We start from the raw sequence: 15,756 nt of genomic DNA on the forward strand, positions 1-15,756 counted from the left end.
CGGGGCGATAGACTCCATCGGCTGACCCCACCACGACGACGAAGGCTGACACGCGCGCATGGCAACCACGAACGACCTGAAGAACGGCATGGTGCTCAACATCGACGGACAGCTGTGGTCCGTCGTGGAGTTCCAGCACGTCAAGCCCGGCAAGGGCCCGGCGTTCGTGCGGACCAAGCTGAAGAACGTCGAGTCGGGCAAGTCGGTCGACAAGACCTTCAACGCCGGTACCAAGGTGGAGACCGCCAACGTCGACAAGCGGACGATGCAGTACCTCTACAACGACGGCACCTCCTACGTCTTCATGGACACCCAGACCTACGAGCAGCTCGAGGTCTCCCCGGAGGTCGTCGGGGACGCGAAGAACTTCATGCTCGAGAACCAGGACGCCATCGTGGCGACCAACGAGGGCCGGGTCCTCTACATCGAGCTCCCCGCCTCCGTCGAGCTGCTGATCGCCGAGACCGAGCCCGGCCTCCAGGGCGACCGCTCCACCGGCGGGACCAAGCCGGCCACCCTGGAGACGGGTCACGTCATCCAGGTGCCGCTCTTCATCACCAGCGGCGAGAAGGTCAAGGTCGACACCCGCGACTCCTCCTACCTCGGCCGGGTCAAGGGCTGAGCGCGGCCGGAGGACGGGACACCCCTGATGGCTGCGCGCAGCAAGGCCCGCAAGCGGGCACTCGACATCCTCTTCGCCTCCGAGCTCCGCTCGGAGTCCCCGGTGGAGGCGCTGGATCGCGCCATCGCCGAGGGCGAGGGGCCCACCAACGACTACACCAGCACGCTGGTGCGGGGCGTGTGGGAGCACCGCGAGCGGATCGACGAGGTCCTGAGCCGCTATGCCGAGGGGTGGACGCTGGTCCGGATGCCGGCGGTCGACCGCAACGTCCTGCGGCTCGGTGTCTACGAGCTGCTGCACGTCGACGACGTGCCCGACGCGGTCGCGGTGAGCGAGGCGATGGCACTGGTCCGCGACCTGTCCACCGACGAGTCGCCGAACTTCGTCAACGGCGTGCTGGGCAACATCGCCCGGCACAAGGACGCCCTGGACTGAGGCGGCGCGGGGCTGCCGGTCCCGCGTGCTAGCCCAGGACCGGGGCGGTCGCCGGCTCGTTCGACCTGGCCTCGCCCGACCCGGTCTCGCCCGACCTGGTCCCGTTCGACCTGGTCCCGTTCGACCTGGTCCCGTTCGACTTCGTCCGGGGCCGGACGGGTTTCGGCTCGGGCAGGTACCGGTCGTTGACCGGCTTGCCCCACCGAGCCACCGCGGCCGACTTCTCCCACGCCTCCACCACCCGCTGGCGGGTGCGCGACTCGAAGTGGAAGAGCTCGCAGGTGGCGACCCAGACGATCCGGTAGGCGTGGTGCCGGACCTTGTAGCAGAGGTCGACGTCGTTGAAGTTGAGGGGGAGGGTCTCGGTGAACCCGCCCACCTCGAAGTAGGTGTCGCGGCGCATCGCCGCGCAGGCCGCGGTCACGCCGCTCGCCTCGCGGTTGATCACCAGGGCGCCGAAACGACCCGGAGAGTCCCCCGGACTCCCGATGTACGGGTGCAGGTAGTGCCCGCCGTTGTAGGAGTGCCCCGCGTGCTGGATCGTGCCGTTGCTGAAGTAGAGCTTGGCCCCGGTCATCCCGACCCCCGGCTCGGAGAGCGGAGCCACCAGGTCCTCGAGCCAGCAGTCGGAGCGGACCGACACGTCGTCGTTGAGCAGCACCAGGCGCTCGCCGGTGGAGTGCAGCACGCCCAGGTTCATCTTGCGGCTGTAGTTGAAGGGCTCGGTGAACGGCACCAGGACGAGCTTGTCCCCGGCGAGCTCGCTCAGCTCGTCGAGCACGGCCGCCGGGGTGGGCGGGTCGTAGACGACGACGATCTCGAGGTTCTTGTGCCGGGTGTGCTCCAGGACCGTGCGCACCGCCTCCAGCACGAAGACCCGGTTGACTCCCCAGACCAGGCCGGCCTTGCCGATGGTGGGGATCACCAGGCTGACCCGCAGCGAGGGGTCGAGCCGTCGCCGCAGCAGGTAGTGGCCGGGGTGGGGGCCGAAGTCGACGTCGGCCTGCAGGCCGAGGCGGTCCACGTGGTCCTGCACGGCCTGACGGCCGGCCACCCAGGCGTAGGGCTTCGCGTTGGCATCCGCCGCCGCCGAGCCGGGAACCACCCGCCAGTGGTAGAGCACCTCGGGGATGTGCACCACCCGGCGTGCCCGCTCGGTGACGCGGAGCACGAGGTCGTGGTCCTGGGAGCCGTCGTAGCCCTCACGGAACCCGCCGACCTCGCGTACCAGCGAGGTGCGCAGCACGGAGAGGTGGCTGGTGTACATCTGGCCGCGGAGCCGCTCCGGTGACCAGTCCGGCTTGAGGAAGGTGTCGTAGTGCCGGCCGGTGTCGTCGACCTTGTCCTCGTCGGAGTAGAGGTAGTCGACGTCGTCGCGCGCCTCGATCACCTCGGCGTTGCGGGCCAGGGCGTCGGGGGTGAGCAGGTCGTCGTGGTCCAGCAGCACGATGAACTCGCCGCGGGCGCGCTGGATGCCGTCGTTGGAGGCCTGCACGATGTGCCCGTTGGTCTCCCGCTCCACCACCACGATCCGAGGGTCCCGGGCCGCGTGCTCGCGCAGCAGCGTGAGGACGCCGGGGTCGGGGGAGCAGTCGTCGACCAGGATCCACTCCCAGTCCTGGTGCTCCTGGGCGAGCACGGACTCCACCGTCTCGGCGAGGACGTCGAGCGGAGGGGCGTAGACGGGGGTGACGATGGAGAAGAGGGGGGCGGGCATGCGTTCCTCAGAGCTCGGGCGTCTTGGTGCGGGTGAGCCGGCGCCCGAGTCGCCAGGCCCGCGAGGTGCGGACCTCCTCGAGCTTCCGCTCGGCGCGGCGCGCGCGGCGCTGCTGGTTGGCGAGACGGACCCTCATCTTCTGCACGCGGGACTGCTGGGCGGCGAGCCGGCTCTCCACCCTGGCCATGTCGATCCGGAGCCGCGTGTTCTCCGCCTCCAGGCCGATGATGTGGTCGCGGGTGGTGAGCACGTCGTGCTGGGCCTTGCGCAGCTCGTCGCGCAGCCGGACCAGCTCGTCGGGGGAACCACCCGCGCGCTGCAGTCGCAGCAGGGCCTCGCGGCGCTCGCGCAGCTCGGTGTCCAGCGGCACCAGGGTCGCCTCGTAGCGGTGCACGATGTCGCGGGGCTGGAGGTCGGCTCGTTCGAAGAGCACGGCGTGCCCGGCGACGAGCCCCAGGTTGACGTCGGTGCGCCGGTAGAACCCCTGCTCGGCGAAGGCGGCAGCCCAGTCCCAGACCGGGTGCACGTTGACGTGCAGGGGCTCAACGTAGGAGTCGGGAGAGGAGGAGAACACGACCCGGTCGGTGACCGAGCAGGCTGCGTCGATGACGCTCTGCGCGACCCGAGGCTCCAGCCGCTCGACCAGGTCGAGGCAGGAGACGAGGTCGTAGCGCCCGGTCAGGGCGTCGGTCCAGGGGCCGACCGTCAGCCGGTCGCGCACCTCGGGGTGGGCGCCGGCCACGCGGGCCTCGTCCTCGTCGGTGCCGCGGGCGTCCACGCCCTTCTCCGCCAGCGCCTGCACGAGAAGGCCGGGACCGCACCCCAGGTCGAGGGTGTTCTTGGGGTTGGCGATCGCGATGAGCCGGTCGGCGACCGCCCGGTACCGCGCGTGCGACGCACGGTCGTCCCACGAGGACCGGACCGTGGCGTCGTCCTGGGTCCGCGCAGCCGTGCGACCCTCCGGCGCTGCCTCCTGCGACGACATCAGACACGTCCCTCGTTGATCTGCCCCAGCGCAGAGCCATGCCCCGAACGCTGCCTTGAATGCGCCGCCACCCTACCTCATGGAAGCATCAGGTCCCCGGCACCGCCCGGTGGTGCGACGCTGCGCGTCGTGGATCACGCCCGGACGTCGAGCCCGTGGACGGCGGCGGCGAGTGCGGAGCCCACCAGGTACTCCTTGACCTGCTGGGCGGAGATCTCGGTGGCGGCCGGAGTGCCCGGGGCGATCTCGCGCACCAGGATCCCCACCCGGGCCAGCTGGAGGGCGCCGAGCCCGCTGGCATAGAGGTTGTTGGCCAGCACGTGCGGGTCGCCCACCTTGAACTCGCCGGTGGCCACCCCGTCGTCCAGCACGCCGGTCAGCAGGACCAGGCAGCCCGAGATCGCGCGCCCCAGCTTGAGGGCGGTCTCCTCGCTGACCTCGTCGAGGAGCTCGGGGCCGGTGCGGCCCATCAGCGACTGGGCGCAGTCGACGAAGGCGGGGTGGGAGATGCCGTAGTCGGCGAAGGTGCCGACCAGGGCGACCAGGCGCCGGCTGCACGGCTCGCCGTGCGCGTCGGCGGCCTCGAGGGCCTCTCGGAGCTCCTCGAGGTAGCCGACCAGGGTGAGGGCGAAGAGCTCCTCCTTGCCGCTGAAGTGCCGGTAGACGATCGCCCGGTTGATGCCCACCGCGCTGGCGATGTCCTCGATCTGGGCGTCTCGCACCCCGCGCTCGTCGAAGAGGGCGCGGGTGGCCGCCAGGATCTCCTGCGTGCGCTGGCGCCGCCGGGCGGCCGCGGCGCTGCGCCGGACGGGGCGCGCAGGGGTTGCCGGTTCGCTCATGTGACCGAGTCTAGACGAAAGTGCAACAGCGTGTGACACACGTGTGATGCAAGAGTCCGGACCGGGTGCTCAGGCCAGGTGCTCCCGGACGGTCTCCAGGGTGTCGGCCTGCTCGGCGCTCTTGTCGTCGCGGTAGCGCAGCACCCTGGCGAAGCGCAGCGCGACTCCGCCCGGGTAGCGGGAGGAGCGCTGGACGCCGTCGAGGGCGACCTCGACGACCTGCTCGGGCCGGAGCGTCACCACCCACCCGTCGTCGGAGACCGCCAGCTCGCCGAAGCGCTCGGTCTGCCAGGCCAGCATCTCGTCGCTCATCCCCTTGAACGTCTTGCCGAGCATGACGAACCCCTCGTCGGTGCGGGCGGCGAGGTGGATGTTGGAGAGCAGGCCCTGGCGGCGGCCCGAGCCCCGCTCGACGGCGACCACCACCAGGTCGAGGGTGTGGACGGGCTTGACCTTCACCCAGGACGCCCCGCGCCGGCCCGCCGCGTAGGGGGCCTCCGGGTCCTTGACCACCACACCCTCGTGACCGGCGGCCAGGGCCTCCCGCGCGAACTCCTCCGCGCTCGCCCTCGAGGCGGTGACCACCCGCGGCGCACGCGAGCCCGCGGGAACCAGCTCGTCCAGCAGCCGCCACCGCTCGCGGGCCGGGGTGTCGAGGAGGTCCCGGCCGTCGAGGTGGAGGAGGTCGAAGAAGTAGGCGCTCACCTCCAGGCCCGACGCGCTCCGGGCGATCCGCGAGGCGGTCTCCTGGAAGGCGCGGGGCCGGCCGTCCGGCCCGAGGAGCAGGGCCTCGCCGTCCAGCACCGCGGAGGAGACCGGCAGGCCCGCGACGAGCTGCACGACCTCCGGCAGCCGCGCCGTGATGTCGTCCAGGGAGCGCGTCCAGATCCCGATCCCGTCCGGGCCGCGGTGCACCTGGATGCGGATGCCGTCGAGCTTGGTGTCCACCGCCACCTCGCCGGCCGGCCCGGCCTTCGTCATCGCCGCGCCCACGTCGGTCGCACTGGAGGCCAGCATCGGCAGCACGGGCCGGCCGACGCTGAGCCCGATCTCCGCGAGGGCGGCGCCGCCCTCGCGCAGGGCGGTGCCGACCACCGAGACGGTGCTGCCCGAGAGCATCGCGGCCCGGCGCACCACGCCCAGCGGGACGTCGGCGGCCCGCGCCACCGCCTCCTGGAGCAGCGCGTCCAGGGCACCCTGGCGCACCTGGCCGGTGAGCACGGCCCGGAGCCACTCCTGCTCCGGGGCGGTGGCCCGTGAGAAGAGCGCCGCGACCGCCTCGGTCCGGGCGCCCTGGGAGCCGGGTCCGGTCAGCCGGGAGAGGTGGTCGAGGGCCTCGTGGACCTCACCCACCTCCAGACCCGGCTCCGGTGCCGGGGCCGGCAGGGTGGCGAGGCCCCGCCAGCCCAGGCCCGTACGACGCTGCAGCACGCGGCCGGAGAGGTAGGCGGCCACCACGTCGCTCTCCTCGTGCTCGGCCGCCGCCAGCACCGCGGCCAGGGTCTCCACCTTCGCCTTGCGTGAGCGGGTCGCGGCGACCTCGGCGGAGGCGCGGACCACCCGGTCGAGCAGCACCCCCTCAGCCCCCCACCAGGCTGCGGACCTCGTAGAGCTCGGGGAAGAAGCTGAGGTCGAGGGCGCGGCGGAGGAAGTCGACCCCCGAGGACCCGCCCGTCCCGGTCCGGTGCCCGATGGTGCGCCGCACCACCTGGAGGTGGCGGAAGCGCCACTGCGCGAAGGAGTCCTCGATGTCGACCAGCTCCTCGCAGGTCTCGTAGACGCCCCAGTGCCGCGCGGGGTCCTCGTAGACCGCCAGGAAGACCTCCACCACGCCCGGGTCCGAGCGGTGGGGCAGGGTCCGGTCCCGGTCGAGCACCTCCTCGGGCACCGGGTGGCCGTGCCGGGCGAGGTAGGCGAGGAAGGCGTCGTACAGGGACGGCTCGGCCAGGAGCCGGCCCAGGGTCTGCTGGACCGGCGGGTCGTGCGCGAAGACCTCGACCATCGCCGGGTCCTTGTTGCCGAGGAGGAACTCCACCTCCCGGTACTGGGCGGACTGGAACCCCGAGGAGCTGGCCAGGAACGGCCGGATCTGCGCGTACTCGCTCGGGGTCAGGGTGGCCAGCACCGACCACTGCTCGGTGAGCGTGTGCTGGACGTGCTTGACCCTGGCCAGCCGCTTCAGCGCCTGGGGCAGCTCGTCCTCGGCGATCAGGTCCCGGGCCGAGCGCAGCTCGTGCACCAGCAGCTTGAGCCACAGCTCGGTGGTCTGGTGCTGGACGATGAAGAGGAGCTCGTCGTGCTGGGCGGGACTGGCCATCGGCACCTGCGCGGCCAGCAGCTCGTCGAGGTGCAGGTAGTCGGCGTAGGTCATCCGCCCGGCCAGGTCGCGGGTGACCGAGTCCTCGAGGGCGCGCCGGTTCTCGTGGGAGGTCATCCACCCACCGTAGGCCCCGCCCCACAGGCGCCGGCCAGCTCGAGCACGGAGCGGTCCCAGGGCAGCCGCAGGTCGAGCCGGTCAGGACCCGGGAGATCCCCGGCCGGCGATGGCGGCCGGTGAGATCCGGAGTTGACCCGAGCCCCGCGCCCGCCGAGGCTGCGGTCATGACCTCCAGCTCTCCCAGCACTGCCGGTCCGGGCTCCGCCGGCCGCCCCCCGCGTGACACCGACGTGCTGGTGGTGGGGCACGGGCTCGCCGGCCTGGTGGCCGCGGCAGAGGCGGCGGACGCCGGGCGGCGCGTCGTGGTCGTCGACCAGGAGCCGGAGCAGTCGCTCGGCGGTCAGGCCCACTGGAGCCTGGGCGGGCTCTTCCTCGTCGACACCCCCGAGCAGCGGCGGATGGGCATCCGGGACTCCCGCGACCTCGCGCTCTCCGACTGGTGGGGCAGCGCCCAGTTCGACCGGGACGAGGACCGCTGGCCGCGCGCCTGGGCGGAGGCCTACGTCGACTTCGCGGCGGGGGAGAAGCGGGCGTGGCTGCGTGGGATGGGTCACCGGATCTTCCCCGTCGTCGGATGGGCCGAGCGCGGTGACGGCCGGGCCGACGGCCACGGCAACTCCGTCCCCCGCTTCCACCTCACCTGGGGCACCGGCCCCGGGGTGGTGGCGCCCTTCGAGCGGCGGGTGCGCGAGCACGTCGCCGCGGGCCGGATCACCCTGGCCTTCCGGCACCGGGTCGACGAGCTGGTCCTCACCGCGGGCGCCGTGACCGGCGTCAGGGGCGCGGTGCTGGCCGCCAGCGACGTCGCCCGGGGGAAGGCCAGCAGCCGCGACGTGGTGGGCGAGTTCGAGCTCTCCGCGGAGGCGGTGATCGTCGCCGCCGGCGGGATCGGCGGCGACCACGACCTGGTGCGCAAGGCGTGGCCGAGCCGGCTCGGCACCCCGCCGCGGACGATGGTCTCCGGGGTCCCCGCCCACGTGGACGGTCGGATGGTCGGCATCTCGACCGGAGCCGGGGCCAACCTGATCAACCCCGACCGCATGTGGCACTACGTGGAGGGGATCCGCAACTGGGACCCGATCTGGGCCAACCACGGCATCCGGATCCTGCCCGGACCCTCCTCGATCTGGCTGGACGCCGAGGGCAACCGGCTGCCCGCGCCCCTGCTGCCCGGCTTCGACACCCTCGGCACCCTCAAGCACCTGCGGGCCACCGGCTACGACTACTCGTGGTTCGTGCTCACCCGCAAGGTGATCGAGAAGGAGTTCGCGCTCTCCGGCTCCGAGCAGAACCCGGACCTGACCGGCAAGGACGTGCGGCTGCTGCTCTCCCGGGTCACCGGGGACGGCCCGCCGGCGCCGATCCAGGCCTTCCTCGACCACGGTGCCGACTTCGTGGTCGCCGAGGACCTCGGCGAGCTGGTGGCCGGGATGAACAAGGTCGGCCCCGACGCGGTGATCGACGAGGACCGGCTGCGCCGCACCATCGAGGCCCGGGACCGTCAGCTGGACAACCCGTTCGGCAAGGACGCCCAGGTGACCTTCCTGCGCTCGCACCGCCAGCACCGCGGGGACCGGATCGTCCGGACGGCCCGTCCGCACAAGTTCCTGGACCCGCGCAACGGCCCGCTGATCGCGGTGCGGCTCAACATCCTCACCCGCAAGACCCTCGGCGGCCTGGAGACCGACCTCGGCGGCCGGTGCCTGACCAGCACCGGGGCGGTGCTGCCGGGGCTCTACGCGGCCGGGGAGGTCAGCGGCTTCGGCGGCGGCGGGATGATGGGCTACAACGCGCTGGAGGGCACCTTCCTCGGCGGCTGCCTCTTCTCCGGGCGCCAGGCCGGCCGCACCGCCGCCGCCGACCTGGCGTGAGCGCGTCGGTGGCGCGGGCTACCGTCGTGGGGTGAGCGGATCCCTGGAACGGCGCTGGCGCCCGGCGTGGCCCTGCCCGGCCGACCGGATCCTGGGCCAGCACCGGCGCGGCGCCGGGGACCCCACCCTCCGGCGGGTGGGCGAGACCACCTGGCGGGCGATGCGGGCGCCGTCCGGCCCCGTCACCCTGTGCGTCGAGCCCCGGCCCGCCGACGGGGAGGTGGCGGCCAGGGCGTGGGGCCCGGGGGCCGAGTGGGCGCTGGAGCGGCTGCCGTCGCTGCTGGGCGCCGACGACGACGTCACCGCCTTCCGGGCGGGTCACCCCCTGGTGGCCGAGGGGCAGCGACGCAACCCGCACTGGCGGCTCTCGCGCACGGGGCTGCTGATGGAGTCACTGGTGCCGTCGGTGATCGAGCAGAAGGTCACCGGCCAGGAGGCGTTCGCGTCGTTCCGCCGGCTGGTGCGGCGCTTCGGGGAGCCGGCGCCCGGGCCCGGGCCCGACCACGGGCTGTGGGTCCAGCCGGAGGCCTCGCGGATCCGGCGCATCGCCTCCTGGGAGTGGCTGGAGCTCCACGTCGACCACGCCCGCTCGCAGAGCCTGGTGCGGGCCGCGCGGGTGGCGCAGTCACTGGAGCGCCTCGTCGGCCAGGGCCCCGAGGCCCTCGACCGGGGGCTGCGCAGCCTGCCCGGCATCGGGGTGTGGACCAGCGCCGAGGTGCGGGCCCGGGTGCTCGGTGACCCCGACGCGGTGAGCTTCGGCGACTACCACGTCGCCAAGGACGTCGGCTGGGCGGTCTCGGGGGCGCCCTTCACCGACGAGGAGCTGGCCGCCTTCCTCGAGCCGTGGCGCCCGCAGCGAGGACGGGTGGTGGCCTACCTCGCGATGGCCGCGGGGCACCGCCCGCGCCGAGGCCCGCGGATGGCGCCGCGGACCCACCTGCCGGCCCGTCCGGTGACCCGGCGCTGACCCCGCCCGACGACCCGGTCCCCGACCGGCTCAGAGCAGCGGGCGCAGCGGGGCCAGGACGAACTCGGTGAACTTGCGGTGCAGGTCCCTGGCCTCCCACTCCTCGCGGGTCAGCTCCAGGGCGTTGGACTGGTCGACCTCGAAGATCTCCTCCATCACCGCCGCCATCTGCTCGTCGATCAGCTCCACGTTGATCTCGTAGTTGCCGGTCAGGCTCAGCCGGTCGACGTTGGCCGTCCCGACCGTCGTCCACTGCCCGTCGATGGTGGAGGTCTTGGCGTGCACCATCGCGTCCTTGTAGCGCAGGATGCGGATGCCGGCGGAGAGCAGCTGGGAGTAGTAGCCGCGGGAGATCCAGTCGGCCACGATGTGGTTGGACTTCAGCGGCAGCAGGATCCGCACGTCGACCCCGCGGCCGGCCGCGAGGACGAGCGCGTCGACGAAGTCCTGGTCGGGGATGAAGTAGGCGTGGGTCATCCAGATGTTGTGACCGGCCCGGTTGATCGCCTCCAGGTACATGGAGCGGATGGGGAACATCCACAGCCGCGGGATGTTGCGGGAGAGCCGGATCCGCGACTCCCAGGCCGAGCTGGCCTCCAGCAGCAGCGGCGGCTCGCTGGGGCGCAGCCGGTTGCGGCGGTGCAGGTTCCAGAAGTCGGCGAAGGCTCGCTGGAGGTCCCAGACCGCGGGGCCGGTGATGCCGATGTGGGTGTCGCGCCACTCCGTGGCGTAGGGCGTCCCGATGTTGTAGCCGCCGACGAAGCCGACCTTGTCGTCGACCACCAGGATCTTGCGGTGATCGCGCCCGTAGCGGCTGATGTCCCAGAACCGGAAGCCGGCGTTGTAGATCGGGTAGCGAAGGACCTTGAGGCTGCGCGGGAAGTGCTTGAAGCGGGGGGAGACGACCAGGTTGGCGAACGCGTCGTAGATGCAGTAGACCTCCACGCCCCGCTCCGCGGCGGCGACCAGTGCGCGCTTGAAGGCCTCCCCGACCTCGTCGCCCTTCCACATGTAGGTCTCGAAGAGGACCATCCGGTCGGCCGAGTCGATGGCGGCCAGCATCGCGTCGTAGAGGTCCTGGCCGTAGGTGTAGGTGGTGATGGTCCCGTCGCCGACGTCGACGGTGCGCGGCTCAGTGCGGGGGAACGGCTTCGGCTTCTTGCCCCGGCGGCGGTAGGAGTCGACGAGGGTCAGTCCCACCGCCAGCAGGAACGGGGTGCCGACGACGGTCAGGAGTGCTCGGCGCAGGTGGCGCAGGAGACGATCGGTGCTGGAGTGGCGACTCACGTGCTCAGGGTAGCGAGCGCCGCCCGCCCGTCCCGCCGTTCGGGTGCGGTCCTCGGTGCCCCTGGTGCTGTCGGTGGCTGCCCGTAGGCTCGGGACATGCGTCCAGTGACTGATCTCGAGCGTCGGGTGGCCCCGTTCCGGGTGGAGTCCGACTACTCGCCCTCCGGTGACCAGCCCGCCGCCATCGCGGAGATCAGCAAGCGGCTCGATGCCGGCGTCGAGGACGTGGTGCTGCTGGGTGCCACCGGCACCGGCAAGACGGCCACCGTGGCGTGGGTGGCCGAGCAGGTCCAGCGGCCGATGCTGGTGCTCCAGCCCAACAAGACGCTGGCCGCCCAGTTCGCCAACGAGCTGCGTCAGCTCTTCCCGCACAACGCCATCGAGTACTTCGTCTCCTACTACGACTACTACCAGCCCGAGGCCTACGTCCCCCAGACCGACACCTACATCGAGAAGGACTCCTCGATCAACGAGGAGGTCGAGCGGCTGCGGCACTCCGCGACCAACTCGCTGCTCACCCGGCGCGACGTCATCGTGGTCTCGACGGTCTCCTGCATCTACGGCCTGGGCACCCCGCAGGAGTACGTCGACCGGATGCTCCGGCTCAAGGTCGGGCAGGAGCGCGACCGGGATCAGATCCTGCGCCAGCTGGTCAACATCCAGTACTCCCGCAACGACATGAGCTTCACCCGCGGCACCTTCCGGGTCCGCGGCGACACCCTGGAGATCTTCCCGGTCTACGAGGAGATGGCCGTCCGGGTGGAGTTCTTCGGCGACGAGATCGAGCGGCTGATGACCCTGCACCCGGTCACCGGCGAGGTGCTGACCGAGGACGAGGAGCTCTACGTCTTCCCCGCCACCCACTACGTGGCCGGTCCGGAGCGCATGGAGCGGGCGATCCGCGGCATCGAGCACGAGCTCGAGGAGCAGCTCAAGACCTTCGAGCGCCAGGGCAAGCTGCTGGAGGCCCAGCGACTGCGGATGCGCACCACCTACGACGTGGAGATGATGCGCCAGGTGGGCTCGTGCTCGGGCATCGAGAACTACTCCATGCACATCGACGGGCGGCAGCCCGGCTCGGCGCCCAACTGCCTGCTCGACTACTTCCCCGAGGACTTCCTGCTCATCGTCGACGAGTCCCACGTGGCGGTGCCGCAGATCGGCGGCATGTACGAGGGCGACATGTCACGCAAGCGCAACCTGGTCGACCACGGCTTCCGGCTGCCGAGCGCCATGGACAACCGCCCGCTGAAGTGGGAGGAGTTCCTCGAGCGGATCGGCCAGACGGTCTACCTCTCGGCCACCCCCGGCGACTACGAGCTCGACCGGATCGGCGGGGTCGACAACGCGGTGGAGCAGATCATCCGCCCGACCGGGCTGGTCGACCCCGAGGTGGTCGTGAAGCCCACCAAGGGGCAGATCGACGACCTGATCCACGAGATCCGGGAGCGGACGGCCAAGAACGAGCGGGTGCTGGTGACCACGCTGACCAAGAAGATGTCGGAGGACCTCACCGACTACCTCCTCGAGGCGGGGATCCGCACCAGGTATCTCCACTCCGAGGTCGACACCCTGCGCCGCATCGAGCTGCTCCGCGAGCTGCGGATGGGGGAGTACGACGTGCTGGTCGGCATCAACCTGCTCCGCGAGGGCCTCGACCTGCCCGAGGTGTCGCTGGTGGCCATCCTCGACGCCGACAAGGAGGGCTTCCTGCGCTCTGACAAGTCGCTCATCCAGACCATCGGCCGAGCCGCCCGCAACGTCTCGGGCCAGGTGCACATGTATGCGGACAAGATCACCCGCTCGATGGAGGCGGCGATCGAGGAGACCAACCGTCGCCGCGAGAAGCAGGTGGCCTACAACCGCGCGCACGGTGTCGACCCTCAGCCGCTGCGCAAGAAGATCGCCGACATCACCGAGATGCTGGCCCGCGAGGACGAGAACACCGCCGAGCTGCTGGCCACCTGGCAGGGGACCGGGGCACGGGGAGACAAGTCCAAGAAGTCGCCCGTCCCGGGGCTGTCCAAGCTCAAGACCGCCGAGCTGCACGAGAGCCTCCCCGACACCGCGGGGATCCCCTCGACCGACCTGGCCGAGCTCATCCAGCAGCTCACCGAGCAGATGAGGGCGGCGGCGGCGGAGCTCCAGTTCGAGGTCGCCGCTCGCCTGCGCGACGAGATCAGCGAGCTCAAGAAGGAGCTCCGCCAGATGATGGAGGCAACGAGATGAGGGGCACCCGCGAGTTCCAGGTCACCTTCGACGCGCACGACCCCGACCGCCTCGCCCGGTTCTGGGCCGAGGCCCTCGGCTACCGGCTCCAGCCGCCCCCGCCGCCGTTCGCGGACTGGGACCAGGCGTTGGAGGCCTGGGGAGTGCCCCCGCAGGCGCGCAACTCCAAGTCGGCGATCATCCCGCTGGAGGGCGAGCCCGGGCCCAGGGTCTTCTTCCAGCAGGTCCCCGAGGCCAAGACGGCGAAGAACCGGGTCCACCTGGACCTGCGGGCAGCACCGGGGCTCACGGGCGAAGCCGCGCTCGACGCCCTGGAGGCCGAGTGCACCCGGTTGGTCGGGCTCGGCGCCTCCCGGCTCCGGCGCTCCGAGCCGGGCGCGGAGCCGGGCAGCGACGGCTACCTGGTGATGGCCGACCCGGAGGGCAACGAGTTCTGCCTCGACTGACCGTCCCCGACTGACAGTCCCGGGCGGCCTGCCGCGCCTGACCTGTCCGGATCTCAGAAGGTGCTGCGGGCGCGCGCCACGGTCAGGCCGACCAGCCGGGAGACCACGAGCGCGATGTAGAGCACGCCGACCACCTGCTCGACCATCACCACCGACCGGGCGTGGTCGAGCACCGGCAGCACGTCCGAGAGCCCCACGCTGGTCAGGTTGGTGAAGGAGAGGAAGAGCAGGTCGAACCACGGGAGGTCATCCCCGCTGGCGCCGGCGAACGAGCCTGGCCAGATCACCTGCACCGCGGCGAAGACGTAGGCGAAGGCCCAGGCCACCACGGTGAACGCTGCCCCGGTGGCGAAGAGCTCGTCGCGGCTGACCCGGTCGTCCTCGTAGAGGTAGCGCACCATCGCGTAGGAGACGTAGAGGTAGAACGGCGCGTGCAGCGCTGACGACGTCAGGACCACCACGTCGTTGTCGGGCAGGTTCGCCTCGAGCACGGTGAGCACCAGGGCGGGAAGGCCGAGCACGAGCACGATCCAGCCGAAGGCGGAGGTGCGGCGCACCGCCATCACCGCCGCCAGCACGACGACCATGTTGATCACGCCGAGCAGTGCGCGTCCGACTACCGTGTGGTCGAAGAACGGATACAGCAGCACGGCAGCCAGCTGGGCGGCCAGCAGGCCCGCCGAGGGATGGGTGCGCACGGCGCGCAGCATCCGGGACCGTGTCGCCGGCTCGTGCCCGCTGCGGGGGCTCGACTCCTCAGCGCTGCCGGACATGGCGAGAGGCTACCGGGCCGCGCCCCGCCAGGCTCGTTGCCCGGCCGGAGCGTCGTCGGGGTGCTATACCTGAGCCTCACAGGCCCCGGGAGGGGGCGCCACCAGGCGAAAGGACGACACGTGAGCCTCGTCGAGACCGACCTGCTGGTGCTGGGGGCCGGCCCCACCGGCCTCTTCTCCACCTACTACGCGGGCTTCCGCGGGCTCCGGGTGGCCGTGGTCGACTCGCTGCCCGAGCTCGGCGGCCAGGTGACCGCGATGTACCCCGAGAAGGCGATCCTGGACGTGGCGGGCTTCCCCCGCGTCAAAGGTCGTGACCTGGTGGCGGGTCTGGTCGAGCAGGCCGCCACGGCGTCGCCGACCTACCTGCTGGAGCGGACCGCGGTGACCCTCGAGCACGCGGACGACCACGTCCTGGTCGGCCTCGACGACGGGACCACGGTGCGCGCCGGGGCCGCCCTCATCACCGCCGGCATCGGGAAGTTCAGCCCTCGCCCCCTGCCTGCCGGCGACGGGTGGATCGGTCGCGGGCTGGAGTTCTTCGTGCCGAGCTTCGAGCCCTACCGGGACAAGGACGTCGTCATCGTCGGCGGTGGTGACAGCGCCTTCGACTGGGCGCTCCACCTCGAGCCCGTCGCGCGCTCGGTGAGCCTGGTGCACCGGCGCGACGCGTTCCGCGCCCACGAGCGGACCGTGGACCAGGTCCGCGCCTCCCGGGTCGAGCTGGTGACCAAGGCGCAGGTGACCGCCCTCAGCGGCGCCGACATCCTCGAGGAGGTCGAGATCACCGTCGACGGCGGCGAGGTCCGCCGGGTGCCCTGCCAGGCAGTGGTGGCCGCGCTGGGCTTCCTCGCCGACCTCGGGCCTCTCCAGGAGTGGGGGCTGGAGACCCACAAGCGCCACATCGTGGTCGACCCCGCGATGAGGACGAACCTGCCGCGGGTCTTCGCGGCCGGCGACATCACCGAGTACCCGGGCAAGGTGCGGCTGATCGCCGTGGGCTTCGGCGAGGCCGCCACCGCCGTCAACAACGCCGCGGTCGCGCTCGACCCGGAGGCGCGGGTCTTCCCGGGGCACTCCAGCGAGGCCTGACCCGGAGCGGTCCCAGGGGCGCGCGACAGTCCCGCGCGGCGGCCCGGGTCTGTGAC

Annotated in this window: 14 protein-coding genes; 7 read left to right on the plus strand and 7 right to left on the minus strand. The window is 71.8% G+C overall.

Annotated elements, in window-relative coordinates:
- Positions 1 to 58: 58 nt before the first annotated feature.
- Both efp and nusB read left to right on the plus strand, forming a co-directional pair.
- Entirely contained in the window at positions 59 to 622 is a 564-nt protein-coding gene (gene efp, locus AC4BGE_RS12925) for an elongation factor P (protein ID WP_490571474.1), read from the plus strand.
- Positions 623 to 649: 27 nt separating this feature from the next.
- Entirely contained in the window at positions 650 to 1,057 is a 408-nt protein-coding gene (gene nusB / locus AC4BGE_RS12930; RefSeq protein ID WP_490575554.1) for a transcription antitermination factor NusB, read from the plus strand.
- Between the two features lie 28 nt (positions 1,058 to 1,085).
- On the opposite strand, the gene AC4BGE_RS12935 is transcribed toward nusB, so the two are convergent.
- The 5 genes from AC4BGE_RS12935 to AC4BGE_RS12955 all read right to left on the minus strand — a co-directional run bounded on the left by AC4BGE_RS12935 (position 1,086) and on the right by AC4BGE_RS12955 (position 7,032).
- Entirely contained in the window at positions 1,086 to 2,774 is a 1,689-nt protein-coding gene (locus AC4BGE_RS12935) for a glycosyltransferase family 2 protein (protein ID WP_490575555.1), read from the minus strand.
- 7 nt (positions 2,775 to 2,781) lie between these two features.
- On the minus strand, positions 2,782 to 3,759 hold the full coding sequence (locus AC4BGE_RS12940) for a class I SAM-dependent methyltransferase (RefSeq protein ID WP_490571471.1): 978 nt from the start codon (positions 3,757 to 3,759) through the stop codon (positions 2,782 to 2,784).
- A gap of 134 nt (positions 3,760 to 3,893) precedes the next feature.
- On the minus strand, positions 3,894 to 4,598 hold the full coding sequence (locus AC4BGE_RS12945) for a TetR/AcrR family transcriptional regulator (RefSeq protein ID WP_490571470.1): 705 nt from the start codon (positions 4,596 to 4,598) through the stop codon (positions 3,894 to 3,896).
- Positions 4,599 to 4,667: 69 nt separating this feature from the next.
- Positions 4,668 to 6,173 carry an ATP-dependent DNA ligase gene (locus tag AC4BGE_RS12950; protein ID WP_490575556.1) on the minus strand — a complete coding sequence of 502 codons (1,506 nt, stop codon included), beginning with the start codon at positions 6,171 to 6,173 and terminating at the stop codon, positions 4,668 to 4,670.
- A 4-nt stretch (positions 6,174 to 6,177) separates the two neighbouring features.
- Positions 6,178 to 7,032, minus strand: coding sequence for a tryptophan 2,3-dioxygenase (locus AC4BGE_RS12955; protein WP_490571468.1), 855 nt, complete (start codon positions 7,030 to 7,032; stop codon positions 6,178 to 6,180).
- A gap of 167 nt (positions 7,033 to 7,199) precedes the next feature.
- On the opposite strand from AC4BGE_RS12955, the gene AC4BGE_RS12960 reads away from it, so the two are divergent.
- Positions 7,200 to 8,906 (plus strand): FAD-binding dehydrogenase, encoded by a 1,707-nt coding sequence (locus AC4BGE_RS12960; RefSeq protein ID WP_490575557.1) that lies wholly within the window; start codon positions 7,200 to 7,202, stop codon positions 8,904 to 8,906.
- 31 nt (positions 8,907 to 8,937) lie between these two features.
- Complete coding sequence (locus tag AC4BGE_RS12965; protein ID WP_490575558.1) at positions 8,938 to 9,873, plus strand: DNA-3-methyladenine glycosylase family protein; 936 nt, start codon at positions 8,938 to 8,940, stop codon at positions 9,871 to 9,873.
- Positions 9,874 to 9,903: 30 nt separating this feature from the next.
- Here the strand turns inward: AC4BGE_RS12965 and AC4BGE_RS12970 are convergent, their stop codons facing one another.
- On the minus strand, positions 9,904 to 11,160 hold the full coding sequence (locus tag AC4BGE_RS12970) for a phospholipase D-like domain-containing protein (protein WP_490575559.1): 1,257 nt from the start codon (positions 11,158 to 11,160) through the stop codon (positions 9,904 to 9,906).
- Positions 11,161 to 11,256: 96 nt separating this feature from the next.
- Here AC4BGE_RS12970 and uvrB point away from each other — a divergent pair, with 96 nt between their 5' ends.
- Both uvrB and AC4BGE_RS12980 read left to right on the plus strand, forming a co-directional pair.
- Positions 11,257 to 13,389, plus strand: a complete 2,133-nt coding sequence (gene uvrB, locus AC4BGE_RS12975) for an excinuclease ABC subunit UvrB (protein ID WP_490571464.1) — start codon at positions 11,257 to 11,259, stop codon at positions 13,387 to 13,389.
- On the plus strand, positions 13,386 to 13,835 hold the full coding sequence (locus AC4BGE_RS12980; protein ID WP_490575560.1) for a VOC family protein: 450 nt from the start codon (positions 13,386 to 13,388) through the stop codon (positions 13,833 to 13,835). Before uvrB ends, AC4BGE_RS12980 begins: the two co-directional genes overlap by 4 nt.
- A gap of 53 nt (positions 13,836 to 13,888) precedes the next feature.
- Here the strand turns inward: AC4BGE_RS12980 and AC4BGE_RS12985 are convergent, their stop codons facing one another.
- Positions 13,889 to 14,608, minus strand: a complete 720-nt coding sequence (locus tag AC4BGE_RS12985) for an ion channel (RefSeq protein ID WP_490575561.1) — start codon at positions 14,606 to 14,608, stop codon at positions 13,889 to 13,891.
- 120 nt (positions 14,609 to 14,728) lie between these two features.
- Between AC4BGE_RS12985 and AC4BGE_RS12990 the strand changes: the two genes are divergently transcribed.
- Entirely contained in the window at positions 14,729 to 15,700 is a 972-nt protein-coding gene (locus AC4BGE_RS12990; RefSeq protein WP_490571461.1) for an NAD(P)/FAD-dependent oxidoreductase, read from the plus strand.
- The last annotated feature ends 56 nt before the right edge of the window (positions 15,701 to 15,756 follow it).

The sequence above is a fragment of the Nocardioides sp. Z50_6 genome, from assembly GCF_058215755.1.

Bases quoted from the DNA above. Each gene is read 5' to 3' on its own strand.
- AC4BGE_RS12980 (WP_490575560.1), top strand. From the start codon at position 13,386: ATGAGGGGCACCCGCGAGTTCCAGGTCACCTTCGACGCGCACGACCCC.
- AC4BGE_RS12955 (WP_490571468.1), bottom strand. From the start codon at position 7,032: ATGACCTCCCACGAGAACCGGCGCGCCCTCGAGGACTCGGTCACCCGC.
- AC4BGE_RS12985 (WP_490575561.1), bottom strand. From the start codon at position 14,608: ATGTCCGGCAGCGCTGAGGAGTCGAGCCCCCGCAGCGGGCACGAGCCG.
- AC4BGE_RS12940 (WP_490571471.1), bottom strand. From the start codon at position 3,759: ATGTCGTCGCAGGAGGCAGCGCCGGAGGGTCGCACGGCTGCGCGGACC.
- AC4BGE_RS12960 (WP_490575557.1), top strand. From the start codon at position 7,200: ATGACCTCCAGCTCTCCCAGCACTGCCGGTCCGGGCTCCGCCGGCCGC.
- nusB (WP_490575554.1), top strand. From the start codon at position 650: ATGGCTGCGCGCAGCAAGGCCCGCAAGCGGGCACTCGACATCCTCTTC.
- AC4BGE_RS12945 (WP_490571470.1), bottom strand. From the start codon at position 4,598: ATGAGCGAACCGGCAACCCCTGCGCGCCCCGTCCGGCGCAGCGCCGCG.
- uvrB (WP_490571464.1), top strand. From the start codon at position 11,257: ATGCGTCCAGTGACTGATCTCGAGCGTCGGGTGGCCCCGTTCCGGGTG.
- efp (WP_490571474.1), top strand. From the start codon at position 59: ATGGCAACCACGAACGACCTGAAGAACGGCATGGTGCTCAACATCGAC.
- AC4BGE_RS12935 (WP_490575555.1), bottom strand. From the start codon at position 2,774: ATGCCCGCCCCCCTCTTCTCCATCGTCACCCCCGTCTACGCCCCTCCG.